The organism is Enterobacter bugandensis (assembly GCF_900324475.1).
GTDB classification, from domain to species: Bacteria; Pseudomonadota; Gammaproteobacteria; order Enterobacterales; family Enterobacteriaceae; genus Enterobacter; species Enterobacter bugandensis.
Genome location: NZ_LT992502.1, coordinates 714,789 through 733,097, shown reverse-complemented (window position 1 = coordinate 733,097; position 18,309 = coordinate 714,789). Strand labels below are relative to the sequence as shown.

Here is an 18,309-nt window from a genome sequence, read left to right as displayed (position 1 = left end):
TTTTAAGCCCCTTAACATGCGAGCACGGGCGTGGAGAGTTCTCCTACGCCCGTGCCGATTAATTACCCTGCATCAGGGCGATTATTTTTTGTCTTTAACTTCTTCGAACTCAGCGTCGACAACGTCGTCGTCTTTCGCGTTGTTCGCAGAAGCATCAGCGCCTGCCTGCTGCTGTGCGTGCTGCTGCTGAGCGATTTCCATCAGCTTCTGGGAAGCCTGTGCCAGCTCCTGCATCTTCGCTTCGATATCCGCTTTGTCTTCGCCTTTCAGAGACGTTTCCAGCGCGGTCAGTGCAGCTTCGATAGCAGTTTTGTCTTCTGCTGGCAGTTTATCGCCCGCTTCTTCAACCTGCTTACGGGTGCTGTGCAGCAGATGGTCACCCTGGTTACGGGTCTGAACCAGCTCTTCGAACTTACGGTCGGATTCCGCGTTAGCTTCGGCATCGCGAACCATTTTTTCGATTTCCGCTTCATTCAGGCCAGAAGATGCCTTGATGGTGATCTTCTGCTCTTTACCGCTGTTTTTGTCTTTCGCAGACACGTGCAGGATACCGTCAGCATCGATGTCGAAGGTAACTTCGATTTGCGGCATGCCGCGCGGTGCCGGGTTGATGCCGTCCAGGTTAAACTGACCCAGAGACTTGTTATCAGACGCACGCTTACGCTCACCCTGCAGCACATGGATGGTTACCGCAGACTGGTTGTCTTCAGCGGTAGAGAACACCTGGCTGTGCTTGGTTGGGATGGTGGTGTTTTTGTTGATGAGCGCAGTCATCACGCCACCCATGGTTTCGATACCCAGAGACAGTGGGGTAACGTCCAGCAGCAGTACGTCTTTCACTTCACCGGTCAATACACCACCCTGAACCGCCGCACCGATAGCTACCGCTTCGTCCGGGTTCACGTCTTTACGTGGCTCTTTACCAAAGAATTCAGCCACTTTCTTCTGAACCATTGGCATACGGGTCTGACCACCCACCAGGATAACGTCCTGGATGTCAGATACGGACAGGCCAGCATCCTGCAGTGCAACTTTCAGCGGCTCGATAGAACGGTTCACCAGGTCTTCTACCAGGCTTTCCAGTTTCGCACGGGTCACTTTGATGTTCATGTGTTTAGGACCGGTCGCGTCTGCGGTGATGTACGGCAGGTTCACGTCGGTCTGCTGAGCAGAAGACAGTTCGATCTTCGCTTTCTCAGCGGCTTCTTTCAGGCGCTGCATCGCCAGCGGGTCGTTACGCAGGTCAATGCCCTGATCTTTCTTGAACTCGTCAACGAGGTAGTTGATCAGACGGGTATCGAAGTCTTCACCACCCAGGTGGGTATCACCGTTGGTTGCCAGAACTTCGAAGGTTTTTTCGCCGTCAACTTCGTCGATTTCGATAATAGAGATATCGAAAGTACCACCACCCAGGTCGTAAACCGCGATAGTACGGTTGCCGACTTCTTTATCCAGACCGTAAGCCAGCGCCGCTGCGGTTGGTTCGTTGATGATACGTTTTACTTCCAGACCTGCGATACGGCCAGCATCTTTGGTTGCCTGACGCTGAGCATCGTTGAAGTAAGCAGGAACGGTGATAACAGCTTCAGTTACCGGCTCACCCAGGTAATCTTCAGCGGTTTTCTTCATTTTTTTCAGCACTTCAGCAGAGATCTGCGGTGGTGCCGTTTTGGTGCCTTTCACATCAAGCCACGCATCGCCGTTATCTGCTGCGATGATTTTGTAAGGCATGATAGAAACGTCACGCTGAACTTCTTCGTCCTGGAAGCGGCGGCCAATCAGGCGTTTGATCGCAAACAGGGTGTTTTGCGGGTTTGTCACTGCCTGACGTTTAGCCGGCTGACCAACCAGAGTTTCACCATCCTGGGTATAAGCAATGATAGAAGGCGTGGTGCGATCGCCCTCGGCGTTCTCCAGCACGCGTGCAGTAGTGCCGTCCATAATCGCTACACAAGAGTTGGTAGTACCCAGGTCGATACCAATAATTTTACCCATCTAAACGTCTCCACTAAAAATTCAGTCAACATGTGGTTGTGTACCTGTAATAAGGGCAGAACGTGCTTTTTCAACTGCCCAGATTTGATTTTTTTCAGGTCCACACACTGCGGTTGACTACAAGATGGGGTCGCGACGGCATCCATCAAGGGGCAAGCATAAAAAAAATTTTAATTTCACCCTGATGAGATCATAGACGGCGTCGATGCCGCCCATTATGATGCCGCGCCCCGTCAGGGAGTATTGACGCGGGTTTAACCATTTCACCATTTTAATGATGATTTTTTTGAGGACTTATGGGCAACACTAAGTTGGCTAATCCGGCTCCGCTGGGCCTGATGGGTTTTGGCATGACCACCATTCTGCTGAACCTGCACAACATCGGGATGTTCCCGATGGACGGCGTAATCCTGGCGATGGGCATTTTTTACGGCGGTATCGCGCAAATCTTCGCGGGCCTGCTGGAATATAAGAAAGGCAACACCTTCGGCTTAACTGCTTTCACCTCTTACGGCTCGTTCTGGCTGACCCTGGTCGCCATCCTGCTGATGCCTAAAATGGGCCTGGCAGACGCGGCAAACGCACACTTCCTGGGCGTCTATCTGGGCCTGTGGGGCGTCTTTACCCTGTTCATGTTCTTCGGCACCCTGAAAGGCAACCGCGCGCTGCAGTTCGTCTTCCTGAGCCTGACCGTACTGTTCGCTCTGCTGGCAATTGGCCACCTGGCGGATAACGAAGGCATCGTTCACGTAGCAGGCTGGATTGGCCTGGTGTGCGGCGCAAGCGCTATCTACCTGGCAATGGGTGAAGTGCTGAACGAACAGTTTGACCGCACCATTTTACCTATTGGTGAAAAACACTGATCCCTCTGTCGTGCCCGCCTCGCGGGCACGATATTCCCCCGCCTGACGAAGCCAAACGCCTAATCCCAGCCCCATCAGCGAGAGCGCGAGTACATACCAGGCAGGCGCCATCGGCGACACCCCCATCATCACCGTGACCACTATCGGCGTCAGCCCGCCGAAAATGGCATACGCGACGTTATAAGAGAACGATATCCCGGTGAAGCGAACCTCCGGCGGGAAGGCGCGCACCATGACGTAAGGCACAGCCCCCACGACGCCCACGCACAGTCCGACCACGCCGTACAGCAGGAACAGCTGTTCAGGATGACTGCCCGCCAGATGGTAGAACGCCCAGCTCGACGCGGCCAGCAGCAGGCTGCCGACAATAAAGGTCAGGCTGGCACCGAAACGATCCGCCGCCAGCCCGGCGGCCAGACAGCCAAAGCAGAGCATGATTGTCGCAATACTGTTTGCCTGTAAGGTCACGGCAGGGGCGAAACCGTACTGTTTCTGCAGCCACACCGGCGACATCAAAATCACCACCACGATGCCCGCCGACAGCAACCAGGTGAGCAGCATCGACACCACCACCGCTTTTTTATGACGCACCACAACGGCTTTGACTGGCAACTCCTGCGCCAGCGCTTTACGCTGCTGCATTTCGAGGAAAATCGGCGTCTCCTGCAGCCAGCGGCGCAGGTACATTGCCACCAGGCCAAACGCCCCGCCCAGCAGGAACGGAATACGCCAGCCCCAGTCGTGCACGGCCTGCTGCGTCATGCTGGTGTTGACTATCGTCGCCACCACCGACCCCAACAGGATCCCGACGGTCAGCCCCGCCGTTAACGTTCCGCAGGCGATCCCGATGCGGCGGGCAGGAACGTGCTCCGCCACAAACACCCAGGCCCCCGGCACTTCCCCGCCGATGGCCGCGCCCTGAAGAATGCGCATCAGCAGCAGCAATAGCGGGGCGAGAATGCCCATGGAGGCATAGGTGGGCAGCAGGCCGATGGCCAGCGTCGGTACCGCCATCAGCAGGATGCTCAGGGTAAACATCTTCTTACGCCCGACAAGATCGCCAAAGTGAGCCATGACGATGCCGCCCAGCGGACGTGCCAGATACCCGGCAGCAAAGATGCCGAAGGTTTGCACCTGACGCAGCCATTCCGGAATATCCGCCGGGAAGAAGAGCGCCCCCACCACGGCGGCGAAGAAGACAAAGATGATGAAGTCGTAAAACTCCAGCGCGCCACCTAAGGCGGCGAGCGTAAGCGTTTTGTAGTCCTGTCGATTCAGAGGTCGGGTGTTATGTGACATAGCGAACCATTGTGCATGTGTTGTGGATTATTTTTTACAGCAATCGTAAAGAAAAAATTACTATATCGTAAATCTATTTACACGCTACTGCGGCTGGCGCTAATGTCACATTTTAGTAAATTTCAGGAGATTGTCTCGCGGCGTGCGCTTTTAGGACGAAATGCTGCTACCACTTTGTCGTCAGTTTCCACGTACGGCCCGTCAATCAACTGTATACAATACGGTACACTTGCAAATATGCCGTGCACAATGACGCGACCGTCCTCGGCTTTTAATCCTTCCAGCGTCTCTTTGATCGACTTTGGCTGCCCCGGCAGGTTCAGTATCAGCGCCTGTTTGCGGATCACCCCCACCTGGCGGGAAAGGATTGCCGTCGGGACAAAGTGTAGACTGATCTGGCGCATCTGTTCGCCGAAGCCCGGCATTTCACGGTCGGCGATAGCCAGCGTCGCGTCCGGCGTCACGTCGCGACGCGCGGGGCCGGTTCCGCCCGTGGTTAGCACAAGGTGACAGCTCATCTCATCCACCAGCTCGCACAGGGTCTGCTCAATGATCGGCTGTTCGTCGGGGATAAGGCGAGTCTGGATCTCAAACGGGGTGGTCAGCGCGCTTGCCAGCCACTCTTCCAGAGCGGGGATGCCTTTATCCTGGTAAACGCCGCTGGAGGCGCGGTCAGAAATCGACACTAAGCCGATGCGTAAGGTATTCATATCCATTCCATTCAAAAAGTACTGATTAAAGGGAATGATACACGCAGAGGGAAAATTCAGACAGAGGACAGAAGAAGACGCGTGACCGGGAGCCCGGTCACGCAGAATGATTACAGCAGGTCGCCGATCATTTTTTCCAGTTTTTCCTGGTCGATAGCAAACTTACGGATACCGTCCGCCAGTTTGTCTACAGCCATTGGATCCTGGTTGTGCTGCCACAGGAACTCGGATTCGGTGATGCGCTCCGGGCGCGCCTTCACTTCGCCGGTGTAAGACAGCTTACGCTCGATAGCACCTTCGCTTTCTGCCAGCTCTTTCAGCAGCGCAGGGGCGATGGTCAGACGATCACAGCCAGCCAGCTCAATGATTTCGCCCACGTTACGGAAGCTTGCACCCATAACCACGGTCTCATAGCCATGCTGTTTGTAGTATTCGTAGATTTCAGTCACGGAAATCACGCCTGGATCTTCAGACGCCGCGTACTCTTTCTTGTCGGTGTTGGCTTTGTACCAGTCCAGAATACGGCCCACGAACGGAGAAATCAGGTACACGCCTGCTTCCGCACATGCACGCGCCTGCGCGAAGGAGAACAGCAGGGTCAGGTTACAGTTGATGCCTTCTTTTTCCAGCTGCTCGGCAGCGCGAATGCCCTGCCAGGTCGACGCCAGTTTGATCAGGATACGGTCATTGCTGATGCCCGCATCGTTGTACAGTTTGATCAGGCGTTTTGCTTTCGCGATTGACGCTTCGGTGTCGTAGGAGAGACGTGCATCCACTTCGGTAGAGATACGGCCCGGAACCAGCTTCAGGATTTCCAGACCGATGTTCACTGCCAGTTTATCGGTAGCATCCACAACCTGCTGCGCACGGTCATTGCTCTGTGCTTTCGCCCAGGTCACAGCCTCGTCAATCAGTTTGCGATACTCAGGGATCTGTGCGGCGTTAAGGATCAGAGAAGGGTTAGTTGTGGCATCCTGCGGCTGGTACAGCTTCATTGCCGCGATATCTCCGGTGTCAGCTACGACAGTGGTGAACTGACGAAGGGAGGTCAATTTATCCGTCATGATAGTGTTTCTCTTTTAACGTGCCCTGGATAATTCACGCTACCGACAGCATGCCTGCAGCGGAAAAATGACAGGTTTACTTGTTAGGGGGATGTAACCGGTCTGCCCTGATGATAACACGACGGAGGGGTAGCGCAACCGCAGACAGTGCGCTTAGGCAGAGTATGATAAACTCAAAATATTAACAGGCTGCTAAGCAACAGCATGCCCAATCAGTGGTAGCGCTTACATATTCACGTTGGCATCAACAAGAGGGACGTTAATGCCTGATTTCCTTTTCTTTATTAACGAAGTCCTCTGGGGTTCGATAATGATCTACCTGCTTCTGGGAGCAGGTATCTGGTTTACGCTACGCAGTGGGTTTATCCAGTTTCGCTATATTCGCAAGTTTGGCAGAAGTCTGAAAAACAGCGTCACGCCCCAGCCGGGCGGATTAACGTCTTTTCAGGCGCTGTGTACCAGCCTGGCTGCCCGCCTCGGTAGCGGAAACCTGGCGGGCGTTGCGCTGGCCATCAGCGCCGGTGGGCCAGGCGCGGTGTTCTGGATGTGGGTCACGGCGCTTCTCGGAATGGCTACCTCTTTTGCCGAAAGTTCACTGGCGCAGCTCTACAAAGAGAAAGACAGAAACGGGCAGTTTCGCGGCGGTCCGGCCTGGTATATGGCGCGTGGCTTAGGAATGCGCTGGATGGGCGTTCTGTTCTCGCTTTTTTTACTGCTCGCGTACGGTCTTATTTTTAATACCGTGCAGTCAAACTCCGTCGCCCATGCCCTGCGCTATACCTTCTCCTGCCCGGAGTGGATCACCGGCATCGGTTTAGCCCTCTTTGTTTTGTTCACCATTTCTGCCGGCCTGAAAGGCGTTGCCCGCATGATGCAGTGGCTGGTTCCCATCATGGCTCTGCTCTGGGTTGCCGCGAGCCTGGTCGTCGCTGCGCTGCATGCCGACCAGGTTCCGGGCGTGATTGCGACCATCTTTAAAAGCGCCTTTGGCTGGCGTGAGGTGGCGTCAGGCGCGCTGGGTTACACCCTGAGCCAGGCGCTGATGGCAGGTTTTCAGCGAGGCATGTTCTCCAATGAAGCCGGGATGGGCTCTACTCCCAACGCCGCCGCGGCCGCCTCTTCCTGGCCGCCGCACCCGGCAGCGCAGGGTATCGTGCAGATGATAGGCGTGTTTATGGATACCGTTATTATCTGTTCCGCCAGCGCCATGATCCTCCTGCTGGCCGGTCCTGTGGCGCATGACTCGGATATCGACGGAATACAGCTTCTTCAGCAGGCGCTGGTGAACCTGACCGGCGGCTGGGGTTCGGGATTTGTCTCGCTCATTCTGATGCTGTTCGCCTTCAGTTCGATTGTGGTGAATTACCTGTATGCCGAAAATAACCTTATCTTCCTGAAATACGACTCTCGTCCAGCCATCCTCCTGCTTCGCCTGGGCGTAGTACTGATGGTGATCGCGGGCTCCCTTCTGAATATGCCGCTGGTCTGGCAGCTGGCGGATGTTATTATGGCGCTAATGGCAATCACTAACCTGACGGCGATCCTGCTGCTCTCGCCCGTTGTGAACCTTATTGCCAGGGATTATCTTCGCCAGCGCAAGCTGGGCGTTCCCCCGGTATTTGATGCCGCACGCTATCCCGAAATTCAGTCACAGCTTGCCCCCGGCACCTGGGATGATTTGCCCCGGCGATAACAGCTATCGATCAATTCAGGGCGATTTTTTGTTAAAGTCGCTCTAAATTTCCTGCAAGGACTGGATATGCTGATTCTGATTTCACCTGCAAAAACGCTCGACTACCAGAGCCCGCTCGCCACCGAGCGTTATACCCAGCCAGAACTGCTGGACTATTCGCAACAGCTGATCCGCGAAGCGCGCAAGCTCTCTGCGCCGCAAATCGCCTCGCTGATGAGCATCAGCGACAAGCTGGCAGACCTGAACGCGACCCGGTTCCACGAGTGGCACCCGGATTTCACCCCCGCCAACGCGCGCCAGGCGATCCTGGCGTTTAAGGGCGATGTTTACACCGGCCTGCAGGCGGAAGATTTTAGCGAAGCCGACTTTGATTTTGCCCAGCAGCATCTGCGCATGCTGTCGGGCCTGTATGGCGTACTGCGCCCGCTGGATCTGATGCAGCCATATCGTCTGGAGATGGGGATTCGCCTGGAAAACGCCAAAGGCAAAGACCTTTACCATTTCTGGGGCGACATCATCACCGACAAGCTGAACGCGGCGCTGCATGCTCAGGGTGATAACGTGGTGGTTAACCTGGCATCCGATGAGTACTACAAGTCGGTGAAGCCGAAAAAGCTGAACGCGGAGATCGTTAAGCCGGTCTTCCTTGATGAGAAGAACGGCAAGTTCAAGGTCATCAGCTTCTATGCGAAAAAAGCGCGTGGCCTGATGAGCCGCTACATCATTCAGAACCGCCTGACGAAGCCGGAGCAGTTAACGGGATTCAACACCGACGGCTATTTCTTTGACGAGTCGTCGTCAGGGAAAGGTGAGCTGGTATTTAAGCGCCACGAGCAGTAAAACTAAACCCCGCCATCTGGCGGGGTTTTGCGTTAATGGTGCTTCCAGTCCGGGCCCGGACGGTGGTCGTCGTGATGATGGTCGTGTCGGTCATCACGATCGCGATGCTCGTCATGCGGACGCCAATGGTTATCGCGCCAGTCATAATGCGCCTTCCACCAGTCGTGGTCGCGCCAGCGGCCGCCATCCCAGTAATGCCCGCTATTGTCCCGATCGCCAATCTGCAGTTTTACCGCAGGTACGAGAGTAATTTCAGATGCCTGTACCGCCATGGGGGCGACCAGCACCAGAGAAAGCGCGATGAGTGCAGGTTTTAGTGTAGACACAGGTGACTCCTTATTCTTCTTGCCCAACGTGGGCCGATGTAAGGAGAGTACGCGAGGGGAACGGTGGATGTTATTCTCTGCAATCCTAAACGCTAAGTGACCGCATTTATTGGGAATTTCTGCTTTTTTCCTGCAATTTTTCTCCTTAATTTCTTCATAAAAAAGCCGGGTGGCGCTGCGCTTACCCGGCCTACGGTCATCTCGTCGTTGTAGGCCCGGTAAGGCGTAGCGCCACCGGGCAACAAAATCACGCGCGCGTCATCATCAGATTCCGCAGTGCCGCAAAATCCGCCGGCAGCTCATGAGACAGCAGCGGCAGGTCGGCGCGCTCGGCCAGCTCTTTTGGCAGCGGCAGCGTTTCGCCCAGAATATCTTCCACGCTCTCTTTGAACTTCGCCGGATGCGCGGTGCCCAGGAACAGGCCATATTCACCCGGGTTAAGCTGGTCGCGCAGCGCGCGGTACGCAATTGCCGCGTGCGGCTCAGAGGTGTAGCCCACCGCTTTCAGCTCGCGCATGGTGGCTTTGGTGGTTTCGTCCGTCACCGCAGCGTAGCCCAGGTCACCCAGACGCCACACCTTGCGGCGGAACAGCTCTTCCACGCGCGGCCAGTTGTTCGGCTGCGACACGTCCATGGCATTGGAGAGCGTCGCCTGCGTGGCGTTAGGCGCCCATTTGCCGTCTTTCAGGAAGCGCGGCACGGTATCGTTGGCGTTAGTGGCAGCGATAAAGCGTTTCACCGGCAGACCGAGAGATTTCGCCAGCAGCCCCGCCGTCAGGTCGCCGAAGTTGCCGCTTGGTACGGAAACTACCAGCTGATTGCGCGCTTCCTGCGGCAGCTGAGCCACCGCTTCGAAGTAGTAGCAGATCTGCGCCAGCAGGCGGCTGATGTTGATGGAGTTCGCCGAGTTCAGCCCCAGCGCGGCCTTCAGCTCTTCATCATCGAACGCCTGCTTGACCAACGCCTGGCAGGCATCGAAATCGCCGTCGATCGCCACGGTTTCAATGTTGCCGCCGAGGGTGCAGAACAGTTTTTCCTGCAACGGGCTGATCTTGCCTTTCGGATAGAGGATCACCACGCGGACGTTTTTCAGGCCGTAGAACGCGTGTGCCACCGCCGCACCGGTATCACCGGAGGTCGCGGTCAGGATGGTCACCGGCTTGTCGCCGCTGATGTGGGTCAGCATCTGCGCCATAAAGCGGCCGCCGAAGTCTTTAAACGCCAGGGTCGGGCCGTGGAACAGCTCCAGACAACCGACGTCAGGCTCAACCTGCTTAACCGGAGCCGGGAAAGCAAACGCCGCACGCACGCGCTCTTCCAGCAGCTCCTGCGGGATTTCATCGCCAATAAACGCAGACAGAATTTTGGTGCTGCGGGTGACAAAGTCCAGCTTCAGCAGCTCATCGATTTCGGTCAGCTGAAATTCCGGCAGGTCGTGCGGGAAAAACAGCCCCTGATTTTTGCCCAGCCCCTGAGTCACCGCCTGCGCGAAGCTGACCTGCTCGTTATGATCTTTAAGGTTGTAGAGTTTCATTCGTTATCCCAGTACTCGTGCGCCAGCCGTGTCCAGACGGCAAATATGAACAAAGCCTTCCTGATTTTGCAGGTAGTGTTTAGAGAGCCAGTCCGCCACGCGCTGCGCGGTGTCTGGCTTATCGCACAGGGCGAACAGCGTCGGGCCGGAGCCGGAGATGCCGCACGCCTGCGCGCCGATATCCATTGAAGCCTGTCGCGCCTCGTTAAAGCCGGGAAGCAGCTTCGTACGGTACGGCTCGGCAATGACGTCTTTCATCAGCTTCGCCGCCAGCTGCGGCTGACGGGTGTAGCAGGCGTGGATAAAGCCCGCCAGATGACGCCCGTGGGCGATACAGTCCTGGCGACGATACTGCGCAGGCAGGATCGCACGCGCTTCTGCGGTAGAGACCTTGATGCCCGGATACGCCAGCACCCACAGCCACTCATCAAACCCTGGCACCTGCTGGCTGATGATGCCATTTTCTTCAATCATCAGCTGCATGCCGCCGAGGAAGCACGGCGCCACGTTATCGTAATGAATACTGCCGGAGATGCGCCCTTCCAGCTCGCCCATCAGCGCCAGCAGACGGCTATTATTCAGCGGCTTGCCGCAGTGCTCGTTCATCGCCACCAGCGCGGCGACAACCGAGCAGGCGCTGGAGCCCAGGCCCGAGCCAATCGGCATGCTTTTTTCCAGCGTCATGGCAACCGGCACGTTTTTGCCGATCTCCTGACAGAAGCGCTCCCAGCACTGATAAACGATATTCTCGCGTGGTTCAGGCGGCAGCTTGCTGGCGAAACGGCCGACGTTATTCAGGCTGAAGCTTTCTGCCGCCTCAACCGTTACCGTATCGCCCAGCAGCGAACCATCCACCGGCGTCACCGCCGCACCCAGCACGTCAAATCCGACGCTCATATTGGCGCTGGAAGCCGGGGCATATACTTTAACCATCTTAAACTCCTAACTTCCATGACAGGGTACGCAGCAGGTCGGCAAACACGCCCGCCGCCGTCACATCATTCCCTGCGCCATAGCCGCGAAGCACCAGCGGCAATGGCTGATAATAGTGGCTGTAAAACGCGAGGGCGTTTTCGCCGTTTTTGACTTTATAAAGCGGGTCGTTACCATCCACTTCGGCAATCTTCACCCGGCATACGCCGTCCTCTTCAATGTTGCCAACATAGCGCAATACCTTACCTTCATCACGGGCTTTCGCAACGCGTGCGGCAAAGGCATCGTCAAGCTGAGGTAAATTCGCCATAAAGGTGCTGACATCGCCGCTGGTGTCAAACTCAGCTGGCAGCACCGGTTCAATCACGATATCCGAAAGCTCCAGCTCGCGGCCCGTTTCGCGCACCAGGATCAGCAGCTTGCGCGCCACGTCCATCCCGGAGAGATCGTCGCGCGGATCTGGCTCGGTGTAGCCCAGCTCGCGCGCGGCACGGGTGGCTTCCGACAGGCTCATCCCTTCATCCAGCTTGCCGAAGATAAACGACAGGGAGCCGGAGAGGATGCCGGAGAAACGCTGCAATTCGTCGCCCGCGTTCAGCAGGTTTTGCAGGTTCTCGATGACCGGCAGGCCGGCACCGACATTGGTGTCGTACAGGAACTTGCGGCGCGACTTGCTCGCCGCCAGGCGCAGCTGGTGATAGTAATCCATCGACGAGGTGTTGGCCTTTTTGTTCGGCGTCACCACGTGGAAGCCTTCGCGCAGGAAGTCGGCGTACTGGTCGGCCACCGCCTGGTTCGAGGTACAGTCAACGATAACCGGGTTAAGCAGGTGATACTCTTTCACCAGACGGATCAGGCGCCCCAGGTTGAACGGCTCTTTCGCCTCTTCCAGCTCCGCCTGCCAGTTCTCCAGGTTCAGACCGTGAACGTTAGTAAGCAGCGCTTTCGAGTTCGCAATTCCGCAGACGCGCAGATCGATGTGCTTTTTCTTAAGCCACTCCTGCTGGCGCTTCACCTGCTCCAGCAGCGCACCGCCGACGCCGCCCACGCCAATCAGGAACAGCTCGATAACCTGATCGGTGTTGAACAGCATCTGGTGAACCACGCGCACGCCGGTAGTGGCGTCATCGTTATCCACCACCACGGAGATTGAACGCTCGGACGAGCCCTGGGCAATCGCCACGATGTTGATATTGGCCCGCGCCAGCGCGGCAAAGAATTTGGCGGAGATACCGCGCAGCGTGCGCATACCGTCGCCAACCACGGAAATCACCGCCAGGCGCTCCTGAATGGAGAGCGGCTCCAGCAGTTCCTCTTTCAACTCCAGATAGAACTCTTCTTCCAGCGCGCGGCGGGCGCGCAGACAGTCGACCTGAGGCACGCAGAAGCTGATGCTGTATTCGGAAGAGGACTGGGTGATCAGCACCACCGAGATACCGTTGCGTGACATGGCCGCAAAAACGCGCGCCGCCATGCCGACCATCCCCTTCATCCCCGGACCGGAGACGCTGAACATTGCCATATTATTCAGGTTGGAAATGCCTTTCACCGGCAGACCATCTTCATCGCTGCTGGCACCAATCAACGTGCCTGGCGCCTGCGGGTTACCGGTGTTTTTAATCAGGCATGGGATCTGGAACTGGGCAATGGGGGAGATGGTACGCGGGTGAAGCACTTTGGCGCCGAAGTAGGAAAGCTCCATCGCTTCCTGGTAGGACATCGACTTCAGCAGCCTGGCGTCCGGCACCTGGCGCGGATCGCAGGTATAGACGCCGTCGACGTCAGTCCAGATCTCACAGCAGTCAGCGCGTAAACAGGCGGCCAGCACGGCGGCGGAGTAGTCGGAGCCGTTACGGCCCAGCACTACCAGCTCGCCCTTCTCGTTCCCGGCGGTAAAGCCCGCCATCAGGATCATGTGGTCAGAGGGGATTTTGCTCGCGGCAATACGGCGGGTTGATTCGGCAATATCAACGGTAGATTCGAGATAGTGGCCCGCTGCCAGCAATTTCTCAACCGGATTGATCACGGTAACGTTGTGGCCGCGCGCTTCCAGCACGCCCGCCATGATGGCGATGGAGAGTTTTTCGCCCCGGCAGATCAGCGCCGCGTTGACGCTGTCCGGGCACTGGCCCAGCAGGCTGATGCCGTGCAGCACATGCTTGATCTGAGCAAACTCCTGCTCAACGAAGGACTTCAGCTGCGCGAGCGGGAAACCAGGCTGGGCTTCTGCCAGCCCCTGCAGCAGCTCGGCGAAGATACGCTCGGCATCGCTGATGTTCGGGAGTGCATCCTGGCCACCGATGGTCTTTTCAATCATCGCCACCAGATGGTTTGTGATTTTTGCCGGGGCAGAGAGCACGGTCGCAACCTGCCCCTGCCTGGCGTTGCTCTCCAGGATATCGGCAACACGCAGAAAACGTTCTGCATTTGCCACTGATGTACCGCCGAACTTCAACACTCGCATGGTTCTACCTCGTTTCCTTTAGCCGAAAAAAAAGCCCGCACTGTTCAGGTGCGGGCTTTTTTCTGTTTTTCCTGTACGCGTCAGCCCGCATCGTTACCTGTGGTAATGATGATGGTTGTGGTAATGGTGGTGATGCTGATGCGTTTCATGGATGTTGTGTACTCTGTCATTATTATCTGTCTGTGCTGTATTCTTTTAGGGTTAAAGGATCGGGCACCTTAAGTCAATGAATTTTTAATTTGATCACAATTCCACGGACGTTCACGTCACGCTGCATGACGTTTTATTTTCATCCGAATCCCCCAGCCCCAACCCTCCACGACAGACCATTTCGCCATAGTAAAAACTTATGACAGCATTTTACTCGGCCAATTTTTTTTCAATATCGTGCAGCAAACGGTGCAACATGGCGGTGTCCCGCTGCTCAAGACGTCCAAGGCGCTGCTGTAGCCAGTCGGCCATTTTTTGATCGTCCGCAACGCCAAGGCTCGATAAAAGACGCTCTACGCGAGCACGAAGCGCGGCCAGCTGATTTTCATTGGCGGCTTCTGTCTGGGATTGAGGGATTTGCATTAGGGAAGCTAATTGATAGCAATAGACCATTACCGCCTGGCCTAAATTCAGGGAAGGATAATCGGCTACCATCGGCGCACCGGTGAGAACGTCCGCCAGCTCAAGCTCTTCGTTGGCGAGCCCGGAATCTTCACGACCAAATACCAGCGCGGCTTTCTCAAGCCACTGGCTTTTCTCTTCCAGCATGGGCACCAGTTCAGCAGGCGTGGCGTAGTAGTGGAACTTCGCCCGGCTGCGTGCTGTGGTGGCAACGGTAAATGAAATGTCATGCAGCGCGTCGGCAAGCGTAGCGTAAGTCGTTATATTATCGAGAATATCCCCCGAACCGTGCGCCACCCAGCGGGCGGCAGGTTCCAGGTGCGCAGTGCTGTCCACAATACGTAAATCGGTAAAACCCATGGTCTTCATGGCACGCGCCGCAGCGCCTATATTTTCGGCTCTGGCTGGAGCGACCAGTACAATCGACAGATGCATTTATGCTCTCTTTTTAATCAGTTAGCGGAGAAAAGTGTGATGCACTTCAACATATTACGCAGCACGAATTTACAAATTTGCAACACAAATCACCGAAATAGCGTTTCATAACAAATTAAAGACGCTAAACTATTTTGTGTCTGAACAATCAGTTAGAATGTTAACAGAAGCCTATTATCCCTATGTTTTATAATGATAATGGCAACGTGAATACCCTGTTCTGATTGGATTCGCTTTGTTTATAAATCAATCTCCGCAACTAGTTGGTTTATTGAAAAATTGTGACAAAGGCTAGCATTCGGCTACGATGATTTCATCAAACTGTTAACGTGCTACAATTGAACTTGATATATGTCAACGAAGCGTAGTTTTATTGGGTGTCTGGTGTCACTTAGCCTGTTATGTTGCTGTTAAAATGGTTAGGATGACAGCCGTTTTTGACACTGTCGGGTCCAAAGGGAAAGTACCCAAGACCAAGCTAATGATGTTGTTGACGTTGATGGAAAGTGCATCAAGAACGCAATTACGTACTTTAGTCACGTTAAGCCGATCATGTTAATTTGCGACATGTATCAGGCAGGTCAGGGACTTTTGTACTTCCTGTTTCGATTTAGTTGGCAATTTAGGTAGCAAACATGCAGACCCCGCACATTCTTATCGTTGAAGACGAGTTGGTAACACGCAACACGTTAAAGAGCATTTTCGAAGCAGAAGGCTACGATGTCTTTGAAGCGACCGATGGCGCAGAGATGCATCAGATCCTTTCTGAAAATGATATCAACCTGGTGATCATGGATATCAACCTGCCGGGCAAAAACGGTCTTCTGCTGGCGCGCGAACTGCGTGAACAGGCGAACGTCGCGTTAATGTTCCTGACGGGCCGTGATAACGAAGTTGATAAAATTCTTGGCCTGGAGATCGGTGCGGATGACTACATCACCAAACCGTTCAACCCTCGCGAGTTAACCATTCGTGCACGCAACCTGCTGTCCCGCACCATGAACCTGGGCACGGTCAGCGAAGAGCGTCGTAGCGTCGACAGCTACAAATTCAACGGCTGGGAACTTGATATCAATAGCCGTTCGCTGATTAGCCCGAACGGTGAGCAGTATAAGCTGCCGCGCAGCGAATTCCGCGCGATGCTGCACTTCTGCGAAAATCCGGGCAAAATTCAGTCCCGTGCAGAACTGCTGAAGAAAATGACCGGTCGTGAGCTGAAGCCTCATGACCGTACCGTAGACGTGACCATCCGTCGTATTCGTAAGCATTTCGAATCGACGCCGGATACGCCGGAAATCATCGCCACCATCCACGGCGAAGGGTACCGTTTCTGCGGTGATCTGCAGGAATAATCCGTCACGTCACGCAGTAAAAAACGGCGCATTTGCGCCGTTTTTTTTATCTACATACGTCTGGAGAATATCATCGTCGACACCTGCGAAAGCGCGGTATTGCCTGCGAGGTAAATTAATGTAATCCAGGCATCCCGGCTCTCTCTTTGTGCTTCTTGTTTATCAAAATCAAGGGATTCCGCCCACTCCCACTTGCCACAAAGATGGAGCAAATGCTCTACAGCCGATTTCAAAGCAACGTCGCAATCCATAATGGTGAAAACGGCAAAGAACAATTGAAAGACGCAGATGTAAAAGATGCCTACATAAATTTCCTTTCTGACCCACAATCCAGCTATCTTCAGAATGCACAGATAACAGGCTATTAGAATGACTGATGCCAGAAAGAGATTTACGCAAAGAGCCAAAAGAAGTTGGGCATACGTTAGTTGATATCCTCCCCATGCGTAACTGCCGAAATCCAGTGAGTTAACAGCCAGAACACCAATCAGCACAAAACCCATGGGAGCCATGCATATACGCGCCAGCAGGGGCAAGTACCGTTTCACTTTATGCCCGCCTCATCCCAATCACGCTGAGCTCTCCATAAGCCTTTATCTTGCTATGGGGAAGCACCTGGGTAGTCGTTTTAAGAAGCGCCTGACGCAGCTGATCGAAATCAGCCTGATTACGGAACGTGATGCAACCATCAGATACGCCACTGCCGTCTGGACGGAGTGGATGAAGACGGAAATTTCCTCGCATCACGCCATCGACAAACGTCCTATCGTCTATCAAACCATCCTGGCGGTACAGGGCAAACCATTCCCAGTAGCGATTCCCCGTTTTGAACCATTTCTCCACCATTCTTTCCATTGAGCCAATCCCTCCCATAGGCCTGTCTACAATCCAATATTTACCCAGCGGTATCGGTCCATTACGGTGTCCGGAATACTCAGAAATATTCATGAATGCGCCCAGGCCAGAAAATACCGGGAATGTGCCTACACCAGCGCAACGAAGCATTAAACTATTTGCTGAAAAATGCTCGTTGTAATTGAACTCACAATAGATCATTTCTCTCAACCTTAAGCGCACATGCGTGAATTCCATTCATCGGTAAACTGAATGTTGCCGTCGAGATATTTCCAGGTGATACGTGCATACCCCAGGCCAAGAGACTCCGTTGGAACCGAAAGCTGCCCAATGGGCTGTTTGAAATTATGCATCGAAGGATTTATATGGATGAGACGTATATCCTCAAGCAAAATATGAAAAAACTCCTCTTCCGTGCCTGAAGTTGTTATTCGATACCACCGAATTTGTGCTCTTTGCAATCTCTCGGCTTGCGCTACAGCACGGTAAAGATACGGAGAGGCTTTATCGAACTCCTTTTCAATACTCATCACGTTGTGTACACGTGTAGACGTCAGCCGGCCAGTATTACCGTCAAAGGGAACATGTAATCCATGAACAAAACTCTGTATTTCTATACTGCCTTCTCTTCCTGCGACTTCACTCCCTCCCGGGATAAGTGAACCATTTATGTCATAAAGCCAGAGATGAGCGGGTACGGCCATTAGCTGATTTCCTTTTAAAAATTGATCGCACCGACTTCATTACACCTAAAACCGCATATTTAATAAGGTAATAATGTCATTGGTACGATCAATAATATTCAGGAAAATCAATGCCACGGCATAATTGGCACCGCGCTGATCGCGTTTTTCGGTGAGCCTTCCACGACTTTGTCGGAATAAGCCAGATAAGCTAACGTGTTGCGTTTCGCATCATAGAAACGCACCACCTGGAGCTTTTTAAACACCAGCGAGGTCCGTTTCTGGAACACCACGTCGCCCTGCGCTTTGCCGTTTTTGATTTTATCGCTCAGCTCAACCGGTCCCACCTGCTGACAGGAGATCGCCGCATCGGAAGTGTCTTCCGCCAGCCCCAGGCCGCCTTTAATACCGCCCGTCTTCGCGCGGCTGACGTAGCAGGTGACGTTTTTCACGTCCGGATCGTCAAACGCCTCCACCACAATTTTGTGGTCCGGACCGAACATTTTGAACACGGTATCGACAGAACCAATCTGTTCCGCCTGCGCCGCACGGCCCGCTACCAGCAACAGGGCAGTAAGAAGCAAAGTCTTGTATTTCATATTGTTACCATTCTTTAAAATTGCTTTGAGCGATTATTCAACACGTTAGTCA

General features: G+C 54.4%; 19 protein-coding genes and 1 other annotated feature. Of the genes, 4 read left to right on the top strand and 15 right to left on the bottom strand.

From position 1 onward, the window contains the following. Positions 1-81: 81 nt before the first annotated feature. The gene (dnaK, locus tag DG357_RS03585) at positions 82-1,995 is read right to left on the bottom strand and encodes a molecular chaperone DnaK (RefSeq protein WP_028015465.1); all 1,914 of its coding nucleotides are present in this window, start codon (positions 1,993-1,995) and stop codon (positions 82-84) included. A 296-nt stretch (positions 1,996-2,291) separates the two neighbouring features. On the opposite strand from dnaK, the gene satP reads away from it, so the two are divergent. Then, positions 2,292-2,858 (top strand): acetate uptake transporter, encoded by a 567-nt coding sequence (satP, locus tag DG357_RS03580; RefSeq protein ID WP_041911269.1) that lies wholly within the window; start codon positions 2,292-2,294, stop codon positions 2,856-2,858. Here satP and DG357_RS03575 read toward each other — a convergent pair. From DG357_RS03575 to tal, 3 genes are all read right to left on the bottom strand, one after another. Next, positions 2,835-4,157, bottom strand: a complete 1,323-nt coding sequence (locus DG357_RS03575) for an MFS transporter (RefSeq protein WP_028015463.1) — start codon at positions 4,155-4,157, stop codon at positions 2,835-2,837. The genes satP and DG357_RS03575 overlap by 24 nt on opposite strands. Positions 4,158-4,279: 122 nt before the next feature. Further along, positions 4,280-4,867, bottom strand: a complete 588-nt coding sequence (mog, locus tag DG357_RS03570) for a molybdopterin adenylyltransferase (RefSeq protein WP_088204588.1) — start codon at positions 4,865-4,867, stop codon at positions 4,280-4,282. 110 nt (positions 4,868-4,977) lie between these two features. Next, the gene (tal, locus tag DG357_RS03565) at positions 4,978-5,931 is read right to left on the bottom strand and encodes a transaldolase (RefSeq protein ID WP_003856481.1); all 954 of its coding nucleotides are present in this window, start codon (positions 5,929-5,931) and stop codon (positions 4,978-4,980) included. Positions 5,932-6,193: 262 nt separating this feature from the next. On the opposite strand from tal, the gene DG357_RS03560 reads away from it, so the two are divergent. Then, on the top strand, positions 6,194-7,624 hold the full coding sequence (locus tag DG357_RS03560; protein WP_088204589.1) for an alanine/glycine:cation symporter family protein: 1,431 nt from the start codon (positions 6,194-6,196) through the stop codon (positions 7,622-7,624). Positions 7,625-7,690: 66 nt separating this feature from the next. After that, positions 7,691-8,464 (top strand): peroxide stress protein YaaA, encoded by a 774-nt coding sequence (yaaA, locus tag DG357_RS03555; RefSeq protein WP_088204590.1) that lies wholly within the window; start codon positions 7,691-7,693, stop codon positions 8,462-8,464. Positions 8,465-8,496: 32 nt separating this feature from the next. Here yaaA and DG357_RS03550 read toward each other — a convergent pair whose 3' ends face one another. The 7 genes from DG357_RS03550 to yjjY form a co-directional block, all read right to left on the bottom strand. Further along, positions 8,497-8,790: a DUF2502 domain-containing protein gene (locus DG357_RS03550; RefSeq protein ID WP_028015459.1), complete on the bottom strand. Its 294-nt coding sequence runs from the start codon at positions 8,788-8,790 to the stop codon at positions 8,497-8,499. 247 nt (positions 8,791-9,037) lie between these two features. Beyond that, on the bottom strand, positions 9,038-10,324 hold the full coding sequence (thrC, locus tag DG357_RS03545; protein ID WP_045259424.1) for a threonine synthase: 1,287 nt from the start codon (positions 10,322-10,324) through the stop codon (positions 9,038-9,040). A gap of 3 nt (positions 10,325-10,327) precedes the next feature. Next, the gene (gene thrB / locus DG357_RS03540) at positions 10,328-11,257 is read right to left on the bottom strand and encodes a homoserine kinase (protein ID WP_041911275.1); all 930 of its coding nucleotides are present in this window, start codon (positions 11,255-11,257) and stop codon (positions 10,328-10,330) included. A 1-nt stretch (position 11,258) separates the two neighbouring features. After that, positions 11,259-13,721, bottom strand: a complete 2,463-nt coding sequence (thrA, locus tag DG357_RS03535) for a bifunctional aspartate kinase/homoserine dehydrogenase I (RefSeq protein WP_028015456.1) — start codon at positions 13,719-13,721, stop codon at positions 11,259-11,261. Between the two features lie 24 nt (positions 13,722-13,745). Beyond that, positions 13,746-13,863: a sequence feature (Thr leader region), on the bottom strand. Further along, positions 13,802-13,870, bottom strand: a complete 69-nt coding sequence (gene thrL / locus DG357_RS03530; RefSeq protein WP_015572623.1) for a thr operon leader peptide — start codon at positions 13,868-13,870, stop codon at positions 13,802-13,804. Its footprint overlaps the feature before it by 62 nt. Positions 13,871-14,081: 211 nt before the next feature. Beyond that, positions 14,082-14,768 carry a tRNA/rRNA methyltransferase gene (locus DG357_RS03525; protein ID WP_088204591.1) on the bottom strand — a complete coding sequence of 229 codons (687 nt, stop codon included), beginning with the start codon at positions 14,766-14,768 and terminating at the stop codon, positions 14,082-14,084. A gap of 399 nt (positions 14,769-15,167) precedes the next feature. Further along, entirely contained in the window at positions 15,168-15,308 is a 141-nt protein-coding gene (yjjY, locus tag DG357_RS03520; RefSeq protein ID WP_085928893.1) for a YjjY family protein, read from the bottom strand. A 95-nt stretch (positions 15,309-15,403) separates the two neighbouring features. Here yjjY and arcA point away from each other — a divergent pair, with 95 nt between their 5' ends. Next, the gene (gene arcA, locus DG357_RS03515) at positions 15,404-16,120 is read left to right on the top strand and encodes a two-component system response regulator ArcA (RefSeq protein ID WP_003856501.1); all 717 of its coding nucleotides are present in this window, start codon (positions 15,404-15,406) and stop codon (positions 16,118-16,120) included. A 50-nt stretch (positions 16,121-16,170) separates the two neighbouring features. On the opposite strand, the gene DG357_RS03510 is transcribed toward arcA, so the two are convergent. From DG357_RS03510 to creA, 4 genes are all read right to left on the bottom strand, one after another. Further along, on the bottom strand, positions 16,171-16,668 hold the full coding sequence (locus DG357_RS03510; protein WP_088204592.1) for a hypothetical protein: 498 nt from the start codon (positions 16,666-16,668) through the stop codon (positions 16,171-16,173). A 1-nt stretch (position 16,669) separates the two neighbouring features. Then, positions 16,670-17,176: a DUF2778 domain-containing protein gene (locus tag DG357_RS03505; RefSeq protein WP_088204593.1), complete on the bottom strand. Its 507-nt coding sequence runs from the start codon at positions 17,174-17,176 to the stop codon at positions 16,670-16,672. An 11-nt stretch (positions 17,177-17,187) separates the two neighbouring features. After that, on the bottom strand, positions 17,188-17,679 hold the full coding sequence (locus DG357_RS03500; protein ID WP_088204594.1) for an Hcp family type VI secretion system effector: 492 nt from the start codon (positions 17,677-17,679) through the stop codon (positions 17,188-17,190). Positions 17,680-17,786: 107 nt separating this feature from the next. Next, positions 17,787-18,257 carry a protein CreA gene (gene creA, locus DG357_RS03495; RefSeq protein WP_014882476.1) on the bottom strand — a complete coding sequence of 157 codons (471 nt, stop codon included), beginning with the start codon at positions 18,255-18,257 and terminating at the stop codon, positions 17,787-17,789. Positions 18,258-18,309 lie beyond the last annotated feature (52 nt).